This is a genomic window from Terriglobales bacterium (assembly GCA_035691485.1).
Lineage (GTDB): Bacteria > Acidobacteriota > Terriglobia > Terriglobales > Acidobacteriaceae > JAIQGF01.
Genome location: DASSIZ010000114.1, coordinates 1 through 16,142 on the forward strand (window position 1 = coordinate 1; position 16,142 = coordinate 16,142).

General features: G+C 60.7%; 18 protein-coding genes. 8 read left to right on the forward strand and 10 right to left on the reverse strand.

Annotation, left to right across the window (positions count from 1 at the left end; translation table 11 throughout):
* From VFI82_14375 to VFI82_14390, 4 genes are all read right to left on the reverse strand, one after another.
* On the reverse strand, positions 1–1,854 hold a 1,854-nt coding region (locus VFI82_14375; GenBank protein HET7185868.1), incomplete at its 3' end, for an MtrB/PioB family outer membrane beta-barrel protein.
* A 16-nt stretch (positions 1,855–1,870) separates the two neighbouring features.
* The gene (locus VFI82_14380; protein ID HET7185869.1) at positions 1,871–2,890 is read right to left on the reverse strand and encodes a DmsE family decaheme c-type cytochrome; all 1,020 of its coding nucleotides are present in this window, start codon (positions 2,888–2,890) and stop codon (positions 1,871–1,873) included.
* Between the two features lie 254 nt (positions 2,891–3,144).
* Positions 3,145–3,651, reverse strand: a complete 507-nt coding sequence (locus VFI82_14385; protein HET7185870.1) for a cyclic nucleotide-binding domain-containing protein — start codon at positions 3,649–3,651, stop codon at positions 3,145–3,147.
* 166 nt (positions 3,652–3,817) lie between these two features.
* Entirely contained in the window at positions 3,818–4,459 is a 642-nt protein-coding gene (locus tag VFI82_14390) for a Crp/Fnr family transcriptional regulator (protein HET7185871.1), read from the reverse strand.
* Positions 4,460–4,645: 186 nt separating this feature from the next.
* On the opposite strand from VFI82_14390, the gene VFI82_14395 reads away from it, so the two are divergent.
* Positions 4,646–4,852: a hypothetical protein gene (locus VFI82_14395; GenBank protein ID HET7185872.1), complete on the forward strand. Its 207-nt coding sequence runs from the start codon at positions 4,646–4,648 to the stop codon at positions 4,850–4,852.
* A 600-nt stretch (positions 4,853–5,452) separates the two neighbouring features.
* Here the strand turns inward: VFI82_14395 and VFI82_14400 are convergent.
* The gene (locus VFI82_14400) at positions 5,453–6,421 is read right to left on the reverse strand and encodes a dihydrofolate reductase family protein (GenBank protein ID HET7185873.1); all 969 of its coding nucleotides are present in this window, start codon (positions 6,419–6,421) and stop codon (positions 5,453–5,455) included.
* A gap of 89 nt (positions 6,422–6,510) precedes the next feature.
* Between VFI82_14400 and VFI82_14405 the strand changes: the two genes are divergently transcribed.
* A complete protein-coding gene (locus VFI82_14405; protein HET7185874.1) occupies positions 6,511–7,395 on the forward strand; it encodes a halocarboxylic acid dehydrogenase DehI family protein in 885 nt (294 codons plus the stop codon).
* A 43-nt stretch (positions 7,396–7,438) separates the two neighbouring features.
* Here the strand turns inward: VFI82_14405 and VFI82_14410 are convergent, their stop codons facing one another.
* The 3 genes from VFI82_14410 to VFI82_14420 all read right to left on the reverse strand — a co-directional run bounded on the left by VFI82_14410 (position 7,439) and on the right by VFI82_14420 (position 10,083).
* Positions 7,439–8,056 carry a hypothetical protein gene (locus tag VFI82_14410; GenBank protein HET7185875.1) on the reverse strand — a complete coding sequence of 206 codons (618 nt, stop codon included), beginning with the start codon at positions 8,054–8,056 and terminating at the stop codon, positions 7,439–7,441.
* Positions 8,057–8,138: 82 nt separating this feature from the next.
* On the reverse strand, positions 8,139–9,125 hold the full coding sequence (lpxD, locus tag VFI82_14415) for a UDP-3-O-(3-hydroxymyristoyl)glucosamine N-acyltransferase (GenBank protein ID HET7185876.1): 987 nt from the start codon (positions 9,123–9,125) through the stop codon (positions 8,139–8,141).
* A 58-nt stretch (positions 9,126–9,183) separates the two neighbouring features.
* A complete protein-coding gene (locus VFI82_14420; GenBank protein HET7185877.1) occupies positions 9,184–10,083 on the reverse strand; it encodes a lysophospholipid acyltransferase family protein in 900 nt (299 codons plus the stop codon).
* 157 nt (positions 10,084–10,240) lie between these two features.
* On the opposite strand from VFI82_14420, the gene VFI82_14425 reads away from it, so the two are divergent.
* A complete protein-coding gene (locus VFI82_14425; protein HET7185878.1) occupies positions 10,241–10,813 on the forward strand; it encodes a cytochrome c in 573 nt (190 codons plus the stop codon).
* 64 nt (positions 10,814–10,877) lie between these two features.
* Here VFI82_14425 and VFI82_14430 read toward each other — a convergent pair whose 3' ends face one another.
* On the reverse strand, positions 10,878–11,609 hold the full coding sequence (locus VFI82_14430) for a lipid-binding SYLF domain-containing protein (GenBank protein HET7185879.1): 732 nt from the start codon (positions 11,607–11,609) through the stop codon (positions 10,878–10,880).
* 481 nt (positions 11,610–12,090) lie between these two features.
* The gene (locus VFI82_14435; protein HET7185880.1) at positions 12,091–12,744 is read right to left on the reverse strand and encodes a response regulator transcription factor; all 654 of its coding nucleotides are present in this window, start codon (positions 12,742–12,744) and stop codon (positions 12,091–12,093) included.
* Between the two features lie 165 nt (positions 12,745–12,909).
* On the opposite strand from VFI82_14435, the gene VFI82_14440 reads away from it, so the two are divergent.
* The 5 genes from VFI82_14440 (at position 12,910) to VFI82_14460 (ending at position 16,000) form a co-directional block, all read left to right on the forward strand.
* The gene (locus VFI82_14440) at positions 12,910–13,353 is read left to right on the forward strand and encodes a hypothetical protein (protein ID HET7185881.1); all 444 of its coding nucleotides are present in this window, start codon (positions 12,910–12,912) and stop codon (positions 13,351–13,353) included.
* Positions 13,354–13,366: 13 nt separating this feature from the next.
* On the forward strand, positions 13,367–14,383 hold the full coding sequence (locus VFI82_14445) for a TIGR03617 family F420-dependent LLM class oxidoreductase (protein ID HET7185882.1): 1,017 nt from the start codon (positions 13,367–13,369) through the stop codon (positions 14,381–14,383).
* 108 nt (positions 14,384–14,491) lie between these two features.
* The gene (locus tag VFI82_14450; protein ID HET7185883.1) at positions 14,492–14,758 is read left to right on the forward strand and encodes a hypothetical protein; all 267 of its coding nucleotides are present in this window, start codon (positions 14,492–14,494) and stop codon (positions 14,756–14,758) included.
* Positions 14,759–14,815: 57 nt separating this feature from the next.
* Entirely contained in the window at positions 14,816–15,265 is a 450-nt protein-coding gene (locus VFI82_14455) for a hypothetical protein (protein ID HET7185884.1), read from the forward strand.
* A gap of 3 nt (positions 15,266–15,268) precedes the next feature.
* Positions 15,269–16,000, forward strand: a complete 732-nt coding sequence (locus VFI82_14460) for a VOC family protein (protein ID HET7185885.1) — start codon at positions 15,269–15,271, stop codon at positions 15,998–16,000.
* Positions 16,001–16,142 lie beyond the last annotated feature (142 nt).

Sequence of the window (16,142 nt, forward strand, 5' to 3'; positions counted from 1 at the left end):
CTTCTGAGTGGCATCCCACTGCAGCGAAGCATCGCCGCGGTTACGAACGCGCGTGGCCTGGTCGGGCATGCGCGCGTACACGTTGCCGGTGTCGAGTTCGTAGGCGCTGGCGCCGCCTTGCGGCAAACGGTTCTGGTGACGCCCGGAAACCCGCAACAGCAGATGCTTGCGCAAGTGCATGTCGAGGGCGCCGTACACCGAGTCCTCGATGCTCTCCTCAACTTCGCGGCCGGTGCGGTCCATCCACCCCCGCTGATAGCCGAACTTCACCGAGTTCTTCTTGGTGAAGAACCAAGTGCCGCCCACGTCGAACAACTTGCTGGTGAAGGAGGTTTGTTCGCCTGGACAGTAGTAGGTGTAATTCGAGTTAATGACATTCTCGCTGCTGGGGCCCACGACCGGGTCATAGCATCCTGCGGTAGAGCCGTGGAAGGAGCCACTGGTTAAAAATATAGTGTCCGCCACGGTGGGCCGCATCAGCAAATCCGGAGTCTGGTTATCGTAGTTGTAATACAGGTATTTCGCCACGAAGACCAGGCTTTTTGTGGCCTTGAATACGCCGGTATAGTTCATGGCCAGCGTGTCCACTTTGCCGCCGAGATTGGACGCCGGCACAAAACTGGGATAGCCGGCCGGCGGATTTTGGGCACTCAGATAAGGGTTCGTAGTCAGAGGCTGGAAACTAGCGGTCTGCGACATCCAGCCAGGAGTGACATTCACCATCAAGTGGATGTTCTTGCCAAGGTCGACCGCACCCTGACCGACAAATTGCTGGTACTTGTTGTCCGGGTACAGGTCCATCCGTCCGGTGGCGGGGCCCATCCCCGTAGTGTTCCCGTTGGGGTTCGACGCGGTAATGCCGGCGTCGTACACGGTCGAGAACGGGTTCATCACCAGCATGTTGGGAATATTGTTCTGGAAGAAGGAGCCCTGATACCCGAGGGAAGCGTCCCAGTGCTTCTGCCCAAACTCGCTGGTGAATTTGACGGTATTGGTGTAGTAGTCGATTGACTCCGGTGTTTCGGCGATATAGCCGGTGGACGAGGAACCCATCACGAAGCCGATGGGCCGTGTGCCAACCTGGTGTTCCCGCGAGAACAAGCCGGAGAGGCTCACGTTGGGATTGAGATTCCAACTCATCAAGCCGGTAATCGCTTTCCGGTTCTCCTCTTGAGTGAACGGCTGAACGCCGGAAACGCCTCCCACCAAGCCGCCGGCCACCGCGTTACTGATGTTGGTCGAATTGAGAGCCACCAAGGCGCTGGTACTTAGGGAGCTGGTGGAGCATTTTCCGACCTTCGTCGCGCCACCGGTTGTCAAAACTCCCCCGCACAGGGTGTTGAACAACTTACTCTGCAGGGCAGGATCAATGTTCCAGGTTCCGTTGCCGCCGCTGAACAAAGTACGAGTGGTGCCGCTGAAAACGTGCGGCGTCTCGTCGAAGCGGAACTGCGCCTTGTAATGGCCGTATTGGCCAAGGGTAACCAAGACGCTCTGATCCCGACTCAGACTTCCTCCGTCCTGGAAGGCGAAGCCGTTACTGGCGGATTGAAGCCGAAGATAGCTGTTGGAACCGAGAAAATTGTCGAGGTGAACGTTGACTTTAGGAACGTAAAAGGCGTTGCGATAATCGGAATAAACGTTAAGCGGAGAGTCCGACAGATTGGGACTGAAACTCGTTCCGGGTAACGCGGTTGATGCGGGGAAGGTTCGACCGTAAACCTCACCGGTGACCCCGCGGAAGCCAAACTCCACGACGCCGCGCTCGGGAGCGGCTTGTTCCTGGGCGACTGCAGCCGGAACAAGCAGGAGCGCGAGCAGTGTACTAATTGCAAGCAGTTTGTAGGTTTTCATTGCTCTCTCCTCTCTCCTAGCGCACAAAGAACTTACCCGACGGGGCGTTGGTCCCGTGGATTTTGGCGTGGCAGTTAGCGCAGCCACGGTTGACGGTTTTGTTGGGATATCCCATGGGCTGGCCGGCGTTGGAGACATTGCCCAGGGGGTAGCCAATGGTGCCCGTGCCGTGCGCGAATTCGTTGTGGCACTCCTGGCAGAGCCTCGGAATGCGGGCTTTCAGCAATTGCGGATTGAACGTTCCATGGGGCTCATGGCAGGTGTCGCAGTTTTCCGTCACCGGCTGATGCGCCCACAGGAAGGGACCGCGCCGCTCGGCATGGCAGCTGTAGCAGTTCTCGTTGACCGTGGCCTGCTTGAGCTGTGCCGGGTTGGGCGAGCCATGTGGGTTGTGGCAGCTGGTGCAAGTCACCTTGCCTTCGCGGAACGGCATGTGCGAAGAGCGCTGCAGTTGCGCGCGTCGCATCTGGTGGCAGGAAAGGCAGAGCTCGGTCTGGGGCTTAAGAAGACCGCCGACGTCGCTCACACTCTCGGCGAGAAATGCCTCGCCGCTTAAAGACTTGGTCAGCTGCTGCTTGATATTGTGGCAATCGACACAGCGCATGCCGCGGGTTTCGTGCGGGCTGCCGGCCCAGAACATGCGGTTGCCTCTCTTGTGGCATTGCACACAAGAATGGTTCTGTTCCTCGACCGAGTTTTTAGTGTCTTTGCCATAACGGATGGGGATGGTGTCCTTGCCGCCGCCGGCCTCGACGTGGGCCTTTCCGGGTCCGTGGCAAGATTCGCATCCGAGTTTTTCGTCGGCGGTGTGGGGTTTGGCAAAGGCCTTGCCCATCACCGTGTGCTTGAAGCGACGATCTTGATCTTCATGGCAGGTGACACAGGTGTCGCTGCCGGCATAGTCGCTACTGACCCCCGCTGCGGGAGGCGCCTTGGGTGTCTCGCCCGCGGCGCAGATGCCGGTCACTGCCAGAGTGATCAGCATCACAGCGGCCAGGCAGATCGCGAACCGCTTATGATTTTTAATTTGGTCCATTGCTATTAGCTCCTAGGCAGAACCGGGGAGGATCCGCATCGGACCCCGGACGGCAGGCATAGCATCGGACATTGACGGGCGGGAGGGCTGTGAGTTCGCTCACATCCCATCGTGACGTTGCTACCCAGGCGGATTCCGGTCATGTGGAAATCCAGCGGCGCCGCTGGCGAGCCCCACCGCGGCAGAAGGCGAGAGTGCCTCCCGGAAAAGAAGACGCCCGCCGGAGCGGGCGTTTCGCGATCCCAACGAAGGTGTCAGTTGGCGGACACCGCGGCATGGGCCAGATGAGGACGACGCGCGCGCGCCAGCCCGATCGAGCGTACCCGGTCATAAGCCTGGTGCAGGTCCTGGCTGAGCAGGTGGACAACCTGCAGGCAGGCCACCCGGTGCTCGCGCAGGAAATGCAGCAGGTCCTTGCGGCGGACAAATGCCACCTGCGACGTGTCCAGCATTTCGGCGGATACCTCGTACGGCCTGCCGGCCATGCTGGCGCTAAGGCCCAACACTTCGCCAGGTCCGGCGACGCGCAGCATCAGACGCTTGCGCGAGTCGGAACAGACGGAGAGCTTGGCGCGACCTTCGCAGAGCACGTAGACACCGCGCGGCGTTTTGCCTTCGCCGAACAGCATCGTGCCTTTGGGTACGATGGTGGTGGTCTTGATGGCGTCGAAGGCCTGGAGCGCTTCGGCCGGCAGGTCGCAAAAAACGCGGTCCGGCCGCATCTCGCAGGTGAAGCAGCTCTGGTTGTTGGCGCTCTCCATAACACTGGAATCATGCTTGCGGCGCGGTTGTAAGACAGTGACTGCTATCACCGTTTGTAGTGATGGATAACCGCAATGGAGCAGCAGAAGCGGGGGCTGGCGAGCAAAGACGGGTGCCCTCCGCCGCACAGCGCTAGTTGCGGCGGGGCAAATGCAACAGGAGCCGCTAGCTGCTGGCCAGCGCTTTCAGGGCCGCCTTGTTGCGGATCATCAGCGTCGAACCCTTGGCGTGCACGATCTGCCGCTTCTTCAGTTCCGCAAAGAGGCGGGTGACGGTCTCACGCGAAGTCCCGATCATTTGCGCGATTTCCTCGTGCGTCAGCGCCATCTTCACGCGCGGTTCCTGCTTGGCGGCTTCGCCGTTCTTCGAACTCCATTCCAGCAGCAGCTTGGCCAGCTTTTCGGCCGCCGAGTGGGAAAGCCCGAGCGAACGGATTTCGTGGCAAGCGGTGTTGTACTTGTCGCTCAATTGCTCGGCCACGCGGAAGCAGGCTTCACTGTGCTCGCGCAGGAAGCGCAGGAAGTCTTCGCGCTTGACGAAATTCACCTGGCAGGGATCAATGGTCTCGGCGGTGAGTTCGTACGGTTTGCCGGAAACGGTGGCGCTGAGTCCGAGGACTTCGCCGGGTTCGGCGATTTTCAGGATCAGCGTTTTTCCGTCCGTGGCGCAGATGGAGAGTTTGACCCGGCCTTTGCAGAGCACGAAGATTCCGCGTGGAGACTGGCCTTCCACGAAGAGCACGGCCCCCTTGGGATAAGCGCTGGCATATTTGATGGCTTCGAAGGATTGCAGGGCGGCTGTGGGCAAATCGCAGAAAATTCGGTCGGCCCTCAGCTTGCACGTAAAACAGCTTTCTATGATGTCCAGTCCATACGGTGATAACACGACACAACCCCCTGTGACATTCCATCTTACGCTCAAGGTCAAGAGAAAAAATGTGAGCGCCGTCACCGTTCCCCGAACGGACGTTCGACGGAGCAGGCGGCGGACCGCATGAACGCAGGCGATCTCCGGACCCGCTCGGGAGAGGCGACGGTGCTGGCGGGGCCGATTCCGGGCGCAACGAAAGGGGTCGGGCAAAATCCGCCGTCGCTTCCCGATGTGATCCTGCTCACCATCCCGGCGGACACGCAAAGCGCGGCAAAGGCGCATGAAATCTGGGTTTCGCGAGGTTGCCGGCGCAGGGAAGAGGCCGGTTGAAGCCGTGCGACGCCCTCGCCACGGAGCGCCCCACCCGAGTCAACGAAAAATTCGATTTCGTGGAGACGTCGGGTTCCCGAAACGGGAAAAAGCCCCCATCGGCAATAAGCCGCGTCGTTGAAGCAGCGCAGAGCGCGAGTGTAAGCCGGGCCGTAGCCGCTCGGCGGGCCACCCAGAGGGCTCCAGAAAGAGGACCGCGATCGCTGACGAAGGTAACTGGCATGCGATTACGACCGCTATCTTTTCCCCTACCTTGCTCCGCGATAGTGTTGCGGCAATTCGGGTCCAACACAACAATCGTCGCTCGCAGGGCCAATGGATGCGGCCCGGCTGAAGACCGCCTGGCCGCGTCCGACCACGATTCCTTGCAGCGCCGGACCGATGGCAGGGGGGCGGTCATGTGGAGAAGCATTTACTTCTGGATGGGAGTCGTGCTGGCGCGTTACCTGTTTCGCCGGCGCAATGTGCAGATCGACCTGGAACAGTTGCGCAAAGCCGGCATGTGAGCATCAGCAATTTCAGACCTTCACTGCATTCGCGTCACGCGCAGAAGGAAGAAACAGCGACGGGAATCATTAACGTGCGCTAAGTGCGCCGCCGTTAGCCAACGGCCGCTGTTTTTCTCCGATATCTCGAAAACTGATGATCGCCGCCCCTGCGGCAGCTGATCCAGCGCCACCAGGGCGCGTTCTGGGCGGTGAACCCGGGCGCGTTAAAGGTGGTCGGACGGTACAACGAAGGATTGCGTTCGTCGGCGCCTGACTTCTCCTGTTCGGGAGGCACCAGTTGACCGACTTCCACCGGAGATATGGTCACGAACTTCTCGTCCACGAGCTCGGCGCGCGACAAATAGCCATAGAGCGTCGGACCGCCTTCGCATAGCAAGTGCTCGATGCCCAGCTCGCGGCGCAACAGGGTTGACATCTGGTGAAGGTCCACGAATCTGTCTTCGCCGGCGACGATGATCCGCACCTGCGGATGAGGTTGTTTTTCGGCCAGGCGCTGCGCACCGGCTTTCGTGGTGACCACCACCGCATCCACCAGTTCGCCGTCGAACAGCCGGTACGCGGAGAAATCGATTCTCCCCGCGCCGGTCACGATGATATTCATCTCCTTGCGCTTGCCAAGTTTCTGGCGCAAGCGGCGCAATTCCGCGTCCATGATGCGGAACACGGGACCGCGAGGCCTTTCGCCGAGCTCGGTTTCGTCCAGCAAAGTGTTCACCCCGACCAGCACCGCATCGGCGTGCGCGCGCAACAGGTCCATCAGCCAGCGGTCCTCCGGGGAGCGTGAGATGTCGGCCCCGGCCGCATGTTTGCCTTTGAACGAGACGATACCGTCCAATGACTGCACAAAGTTGGAGCAAATCCAAGGCCTTGCCTGCGGCGCGGGCGGGAATCCCAGACGCCCGTAGGGCGCATACGCCGCATCCTCCAGCGGCGACGGCTCGGCTTCGTCGAACAGCACGTCAAAGTTGTGCATGACAAGATTGTAAGTTGCGGGTTGAGAGTTGGGTAAGGTTGTCTGAAAATTTCCCGCCCGCTCGCGCCACTCACGCTTGAGACTCACGACAGAGCGTCCTAAGGCCGCAAATTTCTCCAACTCAAAGTTGGACAAACATCATCTAGTCAGATGTGGCGTGGAAAAAAGGAAACCGGTTGCACCTGCTGTCGGAGGAGGCCATAGACGACGGGACCCGCCAGCTGCTCGCGAAAATCCGGCATTCGCTCGGCCTGCCCGCCCTCTTCATCTACTATCCTGCCCTGGCCGCATACCCGCCATTTCTGCGACTGCACTGGCAAATGATGTGCTCTGTGGTGGAGACCGCGAATTTTTTCGCCTGTGGCGACCGGCTCCGCGCCGATGCCTATACTCGCACGCACAACTATCTGCACATTCCCGATCTGTGCGCGTGGCTAGGACAATCGCGCTTAAGCGTCGCGGCCCGGCAGGAACTGGCGACCTCGCTCGACCTGTTTCACTATGCCAACCCGCTGCTGCTGCTGTTGTTCTGCGCACAACTACAGGCGCTGGAAGGACCTATCGGGGAAGCCAAGGGGACGGTCCAAGCAGCAGTCCACCCGACTTATGTCGAAAGCCCGCTGCTGGGAGTCGAGGAGAATATGCCGGCCGCGGTTCGCCGCCGGTACGAGGAAATCCGCCGCGTTCTCGAAATGCCGTATGTCAATGTGGAATACGAAGCGATGGCACGGTACCCCGACTTTCTCAACTTTTATTGGGAGCTGCTGAAAGGCCTGCTGCAATCGCCGCTGTACCAGGAGTCGCAGTACGGCCTCCGCGAGACTGCCTGGAACCTGGCGCGGGAGCTGCCCGGCCCGCTGGAACTTTCCGTCGATCAACTGCTCGAGGCCGGCATGAAGCAGGAAGAGATTGCCTCGGTGGCACGAATTTTGGAGCTGTTCGTTAAGAATCTGAGCGGGCTGTTGATGAATGTGGCGATCGCGAAAATCGCGCTCGAAGGCGGGAACATCGTCGCCGAACGCAAGTCTGAAACTAAATCCGACTCGGAACGCGTCGCGTAATCAACAGCAACTCCTGTCCGGGTACAGCCCAGGCTCCTCCCGCTCACACCTGCTTGACCGATAGTTGCTCTCGCACGAAATCCGCCAACTCGTCGCTCACATAGTGCGGCGGTCGAATGCGGAACACTGGCTTGCCCTGGATTAACTTCAGGGAAACGCCGCTCCACGCGGGCGGCGTATCGGCGGGTGCATCGTGCAGAACGACCGCCGAGGCCAAGTCCAGGTATTCGCGCGCGCTCGGCTTGAAATCCGCGGTGCCGTAGTCGAGGACCGACATGTAGATGTCGGGCCGCAAGAACTTCATCACGCTGTTCGATTCGATGATCACGTTCTCGGCGTCCGCAAGCTGTTTGCGCAGCGCCGGCATCGCCTCGGCCAGGTTTCCCTGCCGCGTGCGGACCCACAATGAGCGTCGCGCCCCCGCAACCAGGAAACGCGAAGTGTCGCTTTCGCCGGAGCGGTCGCGCTCTTCGACAATGGCCCAGGAATCGTCGCCGGTGGCGCAGTCGCACAACTCGGCGCTGGCCGAGCAAACCCCGTGGCCGAACTGCGTGATCTTGACCGCAGTCCAGCGCCGCTCGGGCATGGCGGCAATCAGACCCGCCACCACGCTGGTCTTGCCGACGCTTCGTGAATGCCCGCCAATGACGACGATGGCCATGACTAATTGTTTCGAAGGTTGCAAAGGTGTGAGATGTTTTCGGACGTTTCACCACTTAGCGAAACCTCCACACCTCCGAAACTTATTTCCGTGCCAGTCTCGCCAGCACCGCCAGCTCCTTCAAATACTGTCGAATCGGCCGAGCCGGCGTTCCCCAAAACAGAATTCCCTTGCCGCGAATCACCTTTCCGCTGGGCACGCCGCACTGCGCGCCAAGGACTGCCCCGCTCTCGATGGTGACATGATCCGCAATCCCCACTTGCCCGGCAATCACTACGCCGTCCTCGATTACGGTGCTGCCGGATATTCCGGTCTGGGCGGCAATCACCACGTCCTCGCCGATGCGCACGTTGTGCCCGACGTGCACCATGTTGTCCAGCTTCGCTCCCCGTCCGATCAGGGTGGCGTCCAACGCGCCGCGGTCGACGGTGCAGTTGGCGCCGATCTCGACGTCGTCGCCGATCTCCAGCCGCCCAATCTGAGGAAACTTCGTGTAGCGCCCCCCCGATTCGTCGCGCACAAAACCGAAACCATCGCTGCCCAGCACCGTCCCGGCATGCACAATCACGCGGTCTCCTACCGTGGTGCCCGGATACATGGTGACATTTGCTTTGATGTCGCAGCTTCTTCCGATGCGGACACCATCGCCCAGGAATACGCTCGCGCCAATAGCACAATGGTCGCCGATATTGACATTCTCCGAAATGACAGCATACGGGCCGACTGCCAAGGCCTTCCCCAAAAGCGCGCTCGCGGAGACCACGGCGGTTGGGTGGATACCAACCTCCACCTGTTGTTGCGGGCTTAACATCTCCGACGCCTTGGCAAACGCCAGCCGAGGCTGCTTCGCGATTATGAGCGGCTTGCTGTGGTGAACCTCATCGGACACAAAATCACCCGCAATCACGGCCCCCGCTCTCGATGCCAGTGCCGCCGCCAGACGCTTCCCGCTCTCCACGAAAACTAAATCTCGCTCGGTTGCCGACACAATGGATGCGAGTCCACTGACCTCAGTGTCGTTGCCCACTAATCGTCCGCCGACATGTTTTGCGACTTCGCTGAGCTTCATGTCCGAAACCAAAGCGACTCACACAATCCATTCAACCTTCAATCGCCAGTGTCCTCGATCAATAAAGAGGCTTTCCACCTTCCGGCCGTGTCTTCCACCTGCGATGAACCCACAGCCACTGCTCCGGATACTTGCGCACGTACTCCTCGATCACGCTGGTGAAGCGCTGCGTCGCCTGAATGACATCGCGTTCGTCATCCCCAGTACGCTCCAGCACCACGCGCGGCGCAAAGGTGATGCGGTATTTCCGCCGCGTATCGTCCCAAATGGTGAACGCAGGCACCACGGAGGCATCGGTCCGCAATGCCACCCTGGCGATGCCGCTGGCGGTGCACGCCGGTATGCCAAGAAAATCAACGAACACGCCCGCCGGCGGGGTCATGTTCTGGTCCATGAGCAGGCCGACAGTTTCGCCGTCACGCATTGCCGAAATCAAACCGCGCGCGAAATCCTGCTTATCGAAGGTGGAATTGCCGTGCAGGGTGCGATAGCGCTCCACCATGCGATCGAGGTAAGGATTGTCAAGCGCGCGCACGACGATCCGCAGCGTGTGCCCGTGGATGGAATGCACGAAGGACCCGATCTCCCATCCTCCCAGGTGCGCGGTGAGAAACAGCACACCCTTGCCGCGACGCCGCGCCTCATCGAAATTCTCAAAGCCCTCGTACACCGCGACCTGGGAGACGTTCTCGCGCGTGTAGCTTGGAAACCGGCAAAATTCCGCCAGTTGCCGTCCCAGCGACACAAACACGCCGCGCACAATCTTCCTGCGCTGTGCCGCCGGCATCTCCGGATACACGATCTCGAGGTTGCGCAGTCCGACCCTTCGCAGCCGGCCATGCAGGTGGTAGACCGCGCCTGCCAACAATATCGCCACGGCGCGCGCCATCGGACGCGGCAAGGTGCCCAGCAGCTTCACCACCGGCCAGAGCAGCGCATACTCTATACGATGACGCATTCGGCAGGATGCACCGGACGCTAGCACCCGACCCCGACGCTGTCAAACCGGTCTTGGGCGCCGCCCATGACCGCCCGCTGACAAACAGAAGCCGGCAATGGACAAGTGATCTCGTAACCTTTGCGCCAAGTGACTATCATTTCCTTAGAGGATCGAAATGGTCAAAATTCGCCGCTCCTGTTTTCTTGTCGCCGTAGCCGCCGCCGCCCTCGTCTCCTGCCGCGCCAGCGCTCCCGGCAGTGCCGAAGCCCGCTTGGTCGCGGAAGTAAAAAGAGAGACCATCGGCGGTAGGAACATGGCCAACCCGCTGCCCGACACTGCAGAAACCCAGAAGACCGGCGCCGAGCACTTCCAGCATCACTGCCAGATCTGTCATGGACTCGACGGCCACAACACCGGCGTGCCTTTTGCGGCGCAGATGTCACCCCCGGTGGCGGATCTCGGCGACAAGAGCGTTCAGTCCTACAGTGACGGGCAATTGAAGTGGATCATTCAGAATGGCATTCGTTTTACAGGCATGCCAGGCTGGAACGGAATCCTCGAGGACAATGAGCAGTGGGCCATTATCCATTACATACGCCACCTGCCCACGAAGGGCGCACTCGGCCCGCCGCCGGTATTCAGCGAGGCCGAGGAGCAGCACCACCACGCCGAGGAGGGTGCCAGGTCGGGACAGGAGCACGAACACTCGCGAGAGCAGCCGCACTCCCAGCCTGAGCACAAACACTGACAACGCCGAGTAATTGAGTTGTGGGCAAACTTCGCCCATCACTCACAACGCAAGACTCACGACGCTATTGTTTTTCCGGATCTTTATCCGATGCCGTGGTTGGCGGCTTCGGCGTCTGCGCCATCACGGGCGCGTATCGCCGCAGGGTTTCCAGGAACGGACTGGCATCGGCCGGCGCTTCGTGGCCGCCGGTCAGCAGCGCCCGGTATGACACCATGCGACCGTAGAAGGCGCGCGTGTCATCACGGTCCTGCTTCATCACCGCTCCATTGAGGGAAACGCCGGCGAACACGCCGCGCGCCCGGGAATAGGTCAGCACCTGGGCACGCATCTTCCAGTCGGTGGCGCCTTCGGCATGACGGCCCACCGGGCCCGCCGCGACTGACGCATCGGCCCCGAGCTTGAACTTGCTCGACAGCAACGCCCGCATGCCGCGCTCGTTCATGATCACCATCACCAGGTCAACCGCCTGGCCGCCAATTTGAAATCCGACGCTGCCGCCTTCCACGCGGAAGAACGCCGGCGCGCTCCAACCGTTCGAAGTCTTGCAACTGGCCACACCTTTGCCGTAGGCAGCACCGACGATGAATCCGCCCTTCAGCATCGAGGGCACCACCGCAATGCACTCTGCCGAACCGAGGATTTCCTCCGGGATGCCCTTATCCGGAGCAGCCATGATTTCGTTCATTACCGTGCCTGCTTCCGAGACGCGATCCAGGACCTTGTCACGATCCCCTTCGGCCCAGCTCAAGGTGGCCAACACACACATCAACATGCCTACCAGTATTTTTTTCATGGGAAAGATTCTCCGTGGCGCGCTTTCAAATACTACCGCAGAGAACGGCTGCTTGGGCGGTGATGTGCGAATTGCGATGAGGAAAAAATGGCGAAGGGAGGAAACCCGGTGGTCGGTAATCGATGATCGGGAGTAAGAACCGGTGATTGCGGACGTTTTCCGGTTTGTTCCCCTTACCTGCCGATCACCGACTACCGATCACCGACAGCTAAAAGAAAAACCGGGACGAGGCCCAGTTCGTCCCGGCTTCCGTTCGGCCTCCGGCTAACGGTGTGTGCGCCGCGCCGGAGGATACTGCTCTCCCAGGGTTCTGTGGTAGGTGAGCGCAGTATGATTGCAGGTCGGGAACCGCGCAAATGCCGCTGGTTCATGTCCGAAGGTAATTGAGAGAGTCTAGGGGGCTTTAGGGAGTTGTTTCGGAAGGCTCGGAGGTTTCGGACGTTCACTTCGCGAAACCGAAACCTGTGAAACCTCCGAGACCTTACTTCGTGATCAACGAGTGCGTAATCGCATGCACCGATAGCGCGATGCGATTCTGCACGCCGACCTTGCGCATCAACTTGGCGACGTGTGCCTTTACGGTGCGTTCTTCAATTCCGAGGGCGGCGCCGATTTCCTTGTTGGACCGGCCCGCCACCAGCATGCCCAGCACTTCTTTTTCGCGGTCGGTGAAGGCGACGCGGCCGGCGGGGAAAATTCGTCCTGGAGAAGAAGTCACGCGTTCGATAAAGATGGACAGCACCCGGCGGGGCGCCCACACCGAGCCCTGGTTGACGATGCGGATGGCCATAATGAACTCTTCCGGGGTCGCCGCTTCATCCACGTAGCCCTTCGCGCCAGCTGCCAAAGCCTTCAAGATGGTCTCGTCATCGGCGCCGGAACCGCACACCAGCAGACGCAGGTCGGGCCGGGAGGCCTTCATGCCTGCCATGACGTCGAACAGGTTCTGCGAACCGTGGCTGCCCAGCATGACCATATCGAGGTCCGGCTCGGTCGCCAGCCTGTCCATCGCGACCGACACGATCTCGAACTCCGGTTCGGAATCAAACAGCGCGCGCAGGCCGATCAGCCGCAAGGGATCGGCTTCCATCACCGCGATGCGAATCTTCGTTTTCTTGGCCGGGGCCGGTTTCATGGTTTTGTCCTTTTGCATGATTTGCGCGTAGCATACCCCAATTCGGCATTAGGACAATGTACGTCCGGACATGTCCAGAGGTCACAAGTTGGGTCCCTCCCACCTGTCGATTGCTGGTGGTTCGGTGCGCGAACAAACAAGGTCATCCCGCTTCCTGGAGGCGCCATGAGAACTCTGCTGCTGGTCCATCTTGCCGCCATTGCCGCCCTCGCCCAGGGGGCGCCGCCACAAACCGCTGCCGACCAGCCTTATACGATGGAGTATTACTACAAGGTGCAGTGGGGACATCAGCAGGAGTTCCTGCAGCTGTTCCTCAAGAACCACTACCCGCTGCTGAAAAAGAATGTCGAAAACGGACGAATCATCTCAGTCAAGATTGACACCCCCGCCAACCACATGACTGAAGAAGGCCGCTGGGATTACCGCGTGACCCTGAAATTCAAGAACTCCACGGTTGCGACTACGTCGAATCCGCAGGAAGAAGCGTGGACGAAACAGCTCTTCCCGGACCAGGAAACGTTCAAGCGCGAAGAGCAGCGCCGCTTTGAAATACTCCTCGGCCACTGGGATGTTCCGGTGACGGAAGTCAACCCTGCCAAGGCACCTTGAAGCACGGCCACGCATGAAACTCGACGTCGGTTTGCACAATTACGATCTCCGCCAGGTTGGCGAGTACGCGCGCGCGATGGAAGCGGCCGGCTGCGATTGTCTCTGGACCTCGGAAACTCAGCACGATCCTTTCCTTGCGCTCGGGGTCGCCGCCGCAAGCACTACACGTCTCAAGGTCGGCACCTCGATCGCGGTGGCCTTTCCGCGCAGCCCGATGATCCTGGCGTATACCGCATGGGACCTGCAGAAGTCCTCCGCCGGGCGCTTCATTCTCGGCCTCGGCTCACAAGTGCGGGCGCACAACCAGCGCCGGTTCTCGGTCAAGTTCGAAGCGCCCGGCCCCAAGCTGCGCGAGGTGGTCATGGCGCTGCGCGCCATCTGGGCGTGCTGGCAGGATGGCACGCCGCTGAACTTCCGCGGCCACTTCTACCAGTTCGACCTGATGACGCCGTTCTTCAATCCGGGCCCGATCGCGCATCCCAAGGTTCCCGTCTTCATCGCCGGCGTGAACCGCTACATGTGCCGCGTGGCGGGCGAGGTCTGCGACGGGCTGCACGTCCACCCTTTCAACACACCCAAGTATTTGCGCGAATACGTTCATCCCGCGGTCAATGAGGGATTGCAGGCATCCGGGCGCTCGCGCGCGGACTTTACCTATGCCACGGCAGCATTTGTCATCGTGGGAGAGAGCGAGCAGGAGCGCGCACGCAATGCCGAGGCGGTCCGCCAGCAGATTGCGTTTTATGCTTCGACGCGCACCTACGAACCGGTACTCGCCGCGCACGGCTGGGAAGCGGTGGTTCCCGAGCTGCACGATAAATCCCTGCGAGGCGACTGGAAAGGCATGGCCGCGTTGATCACCGACGAGATGCTGGACACCATCGCCGCCAGCGGCCCTTTCGACCAGATCGGCCAACAGCTGCGCGAACGCTACGCCGGCCTGCTGGACCGCATCGCGCTCTACATACCTTACGAACTGCCGCTGGATGCATCCCGCTTGAAGCTGCTGGCACAGCAGTTGCAGACCTGAGGTCATGGCGCGGCCGCGCCGTAGTTATAGGCGTCACGCTTGCCTGTGACCCCGGTCACGCCATGGCGGTGCGGAACGGGTACAAGCTTGTCCAGTCGAGGTCAAGCAATGCCCATCAACCAACCCCCGACGTGGTACCAAAGCAACCGATACGCCGCCGAATCCGCCTGCGAGTATTGCCGGGGCATCATCCGGCACGAACGCTGGTGTGTCACACGCAACCGCAACGTGCGCTATGCGTTCGACGTCGCCGCCGGCGTGGTTCCGCTCACCGTGGAGGACCAGTTGATCCTTTATGCTCTCGGCGTGTCCTGGATCCCGGGAGGCAAAACGTCGCGTTCGCGGTGCGCCCGCGCCAGTCAACCCGCTGAGTAACATCCCTCAGCCGTTGCAACGCCTATTCCCACGCATGGCGGTTCTGCGATAGCTTGTATGTCGCCGCACTTGATGGGGTCCGCCATGGGCATTCACGTCCGCATTGCCGCCGCCGTACTCGCTCTCACCGTTCTCGCCTCTGGGCAAACCACTTACACGCCGCAGTTCAAGGGTGATCCGGCGCATTCCACGACGGAAGCGGGCGCGCTCGGTTACATGCGCACCGCCATCATGGCGCAGCGCCTGTACAAGAAGAAGCACAACGAGTATGCGACGTCGCTGCAGTCGCTGGTCGGCTCCGGCTCGTTCACGCGGCGGATGACGAACACCAATCGCGGAGACTACACGGTTCAATTCCATTCCACCGGCAAGGAATACTCCCTTTCGATGGTCCCCAAGCAGTTCGACAACGCTCATCGCGCATTCTTCGCCGATGACAGCGGAAGTATTCGGGTGGAGGACGACAAGCCGGCGACAGCATCCTCTCCCAAGCTCAAGGCGGAGTAAATGATGCCTCGCGATCTCACACGCCGCGACGCCCTCAAACTCGGCGGCATGGCGCTTTCGGCCGCCGTCTGCAGTCCAAATTCGATTGGTGCTGACATGGCGCTCACCGATGCCAAGGACGCCTTCGACCACATCCTGGTCGGCTCGCCGAACCTGGAAGCGGCCATCGACTGGTTCGAAAAGAAGACTGGAGTGCGCCCGGTGGTGGGTGGACGTCATCCCGGGCGCGGCACTCGCAATGCGCTGGCCTCACTGGGCAAGCCGCACTACCTGGAACTGCTGGCGCCCGATCCCGAGCAGCCGAACGTGGACACGCCGCGCTTGCGAGTCTTTCGATCGCTATCATTGCCGGCACCCTACACGTGGGCGGCCGCGACGCATGACATGGAGGCCACGCGCCGCGCGGCTGAAAAGGCAGGACTGAAGTTTGAAGGTCCCACGCCGGGTTCGCGCAAGCGTCCCGATGGCCGCCTGCTGGAGTGGTCCTTCCTGACGCCGGCCGACGACCTGAACGGGCTGCTGCCGTTCTTTATCGAGTGGGGAGCGCAATCGCTGCATCCCTCCGCAGACTCGCCACAGGGTTGCACCCTGAAGGCCCTGCAGCTGATTTCGCCTGACGCGAAGAAACTGGAGGCGGCATTACGCATCTTCGGCATCCGCGCCGATGTTCGCCACGGAGCAGCGCCCAAGCTGACAGTTTCGCTGAACACGCCCAAAGGTGTTCTGGAACTTTAAGGGATTGTCGGGGTGTGCCGCCGCTTGCCGCGCTCTGCCGGTTGCGCTTGGCACTGGGGCAAAAGCAAGCTTGACGCGGGCCCGAAAGTTTTCGATAGAATTCCACGCGACTCCGGAGGATTGTCCTGAAGCTTCCCAAACA

Bases quoted from the DNA above. Each gene is read 5' to 3' on its own strand.
- VFI82_14395 (HET7185872.1), top strand. From the start codon at position 4,646: ATGAACGCAGGCGATCTCCGGACCCGCTCGGGAGAGGCGACGGTGCTG.
- lpxD (HET7185876.1), bottom strand. From the start codon at position 9,125: ATGAAGCTCAGCGAAGTCGCAAAACATGTCGGCGGACGATTAGTGGGC.
- VFI82_14450 (HET7185883.1), top strand. From the start codon at position 14,492: ATGCCCATCAACCAACCCCCGACGTGGTACCAAAGCAACCGATACGCC.
- VFI82_14435 (HET7185880.1), bottom strand. From the start codon at position 12,744: ATGAAACCGGCCCCGGCCAAGAAAACGAAGATTCGCATCGCGGTGATG.
- VFI82_14425 (HET7185878.1), top strand. From the start codon at position 10,241: ATGGTCAAAATTCGCCGCTCCTGTTTTCTTGTCGCCGTAGCCGCCGCC.
- VFI82_14460 (HET7185885.1), top strand. From the start codon at position 15,269: ATGCCTCGCGATCTCACACGCCGCGACGCCCTCAAACTCGGCGGCATG.
- VFI82_14380 (HET7185869.1), bottom strand. From the start codon at position 2,890: ATGGACCAAATTAAAAATCATAAGCGGTTCGCGATCTGCCTGGCCGCT.
- VFI82_14410 (HET7185875.1), bottom strand. From the start codon at position 8,056: ATGGCCATCGTCGTCATTGGCGGGCATTCACGAAGCGTCGGCAAGACC.
- VFI82_14440 (HET7185881.1), top strand. From the start codon at position 12,910: ATGAGAACTCTGCTGCTGGTCCATCTTGCCGCCATTGCCGCCCTCGCC.
- VFI82_14455 (HET7185884.1), top strand. From the start codon at position 14,816: ATGTCGCCGCACTTGATGGGGTCCGCCATGGGCATTCACGTCCGCATT.
- VFI82_14430 (HET7185879.1), bottom strand. From the start codon at position 11,609: ATGAAAAAAATACTGGTAGGCATGTTGATGTGTGTGTTGGCCACCTTG.
- VFI82_14420 (HET7185877.1), bottom strand. From the start codon at position 10,083: ATGCGTCATCGTATAGAGTATGCGCTGCTCTGGCCGGTGGTGAAGCTG.
- VFI82_14445 (HET7185882.1), top strand. From the start codon at position 13,367: ATGAAACTCGACGTCGGTTTGCACAATTACGATCTCCGCCAGGTTGGC.
- VFI82_14385 (HET7185870.1), bottom strand. From the start codon at position 3,651: ATGGAGAGCGCCAACAACCAGAGCTGCTTCACCTGCGAGATGCGGCCG.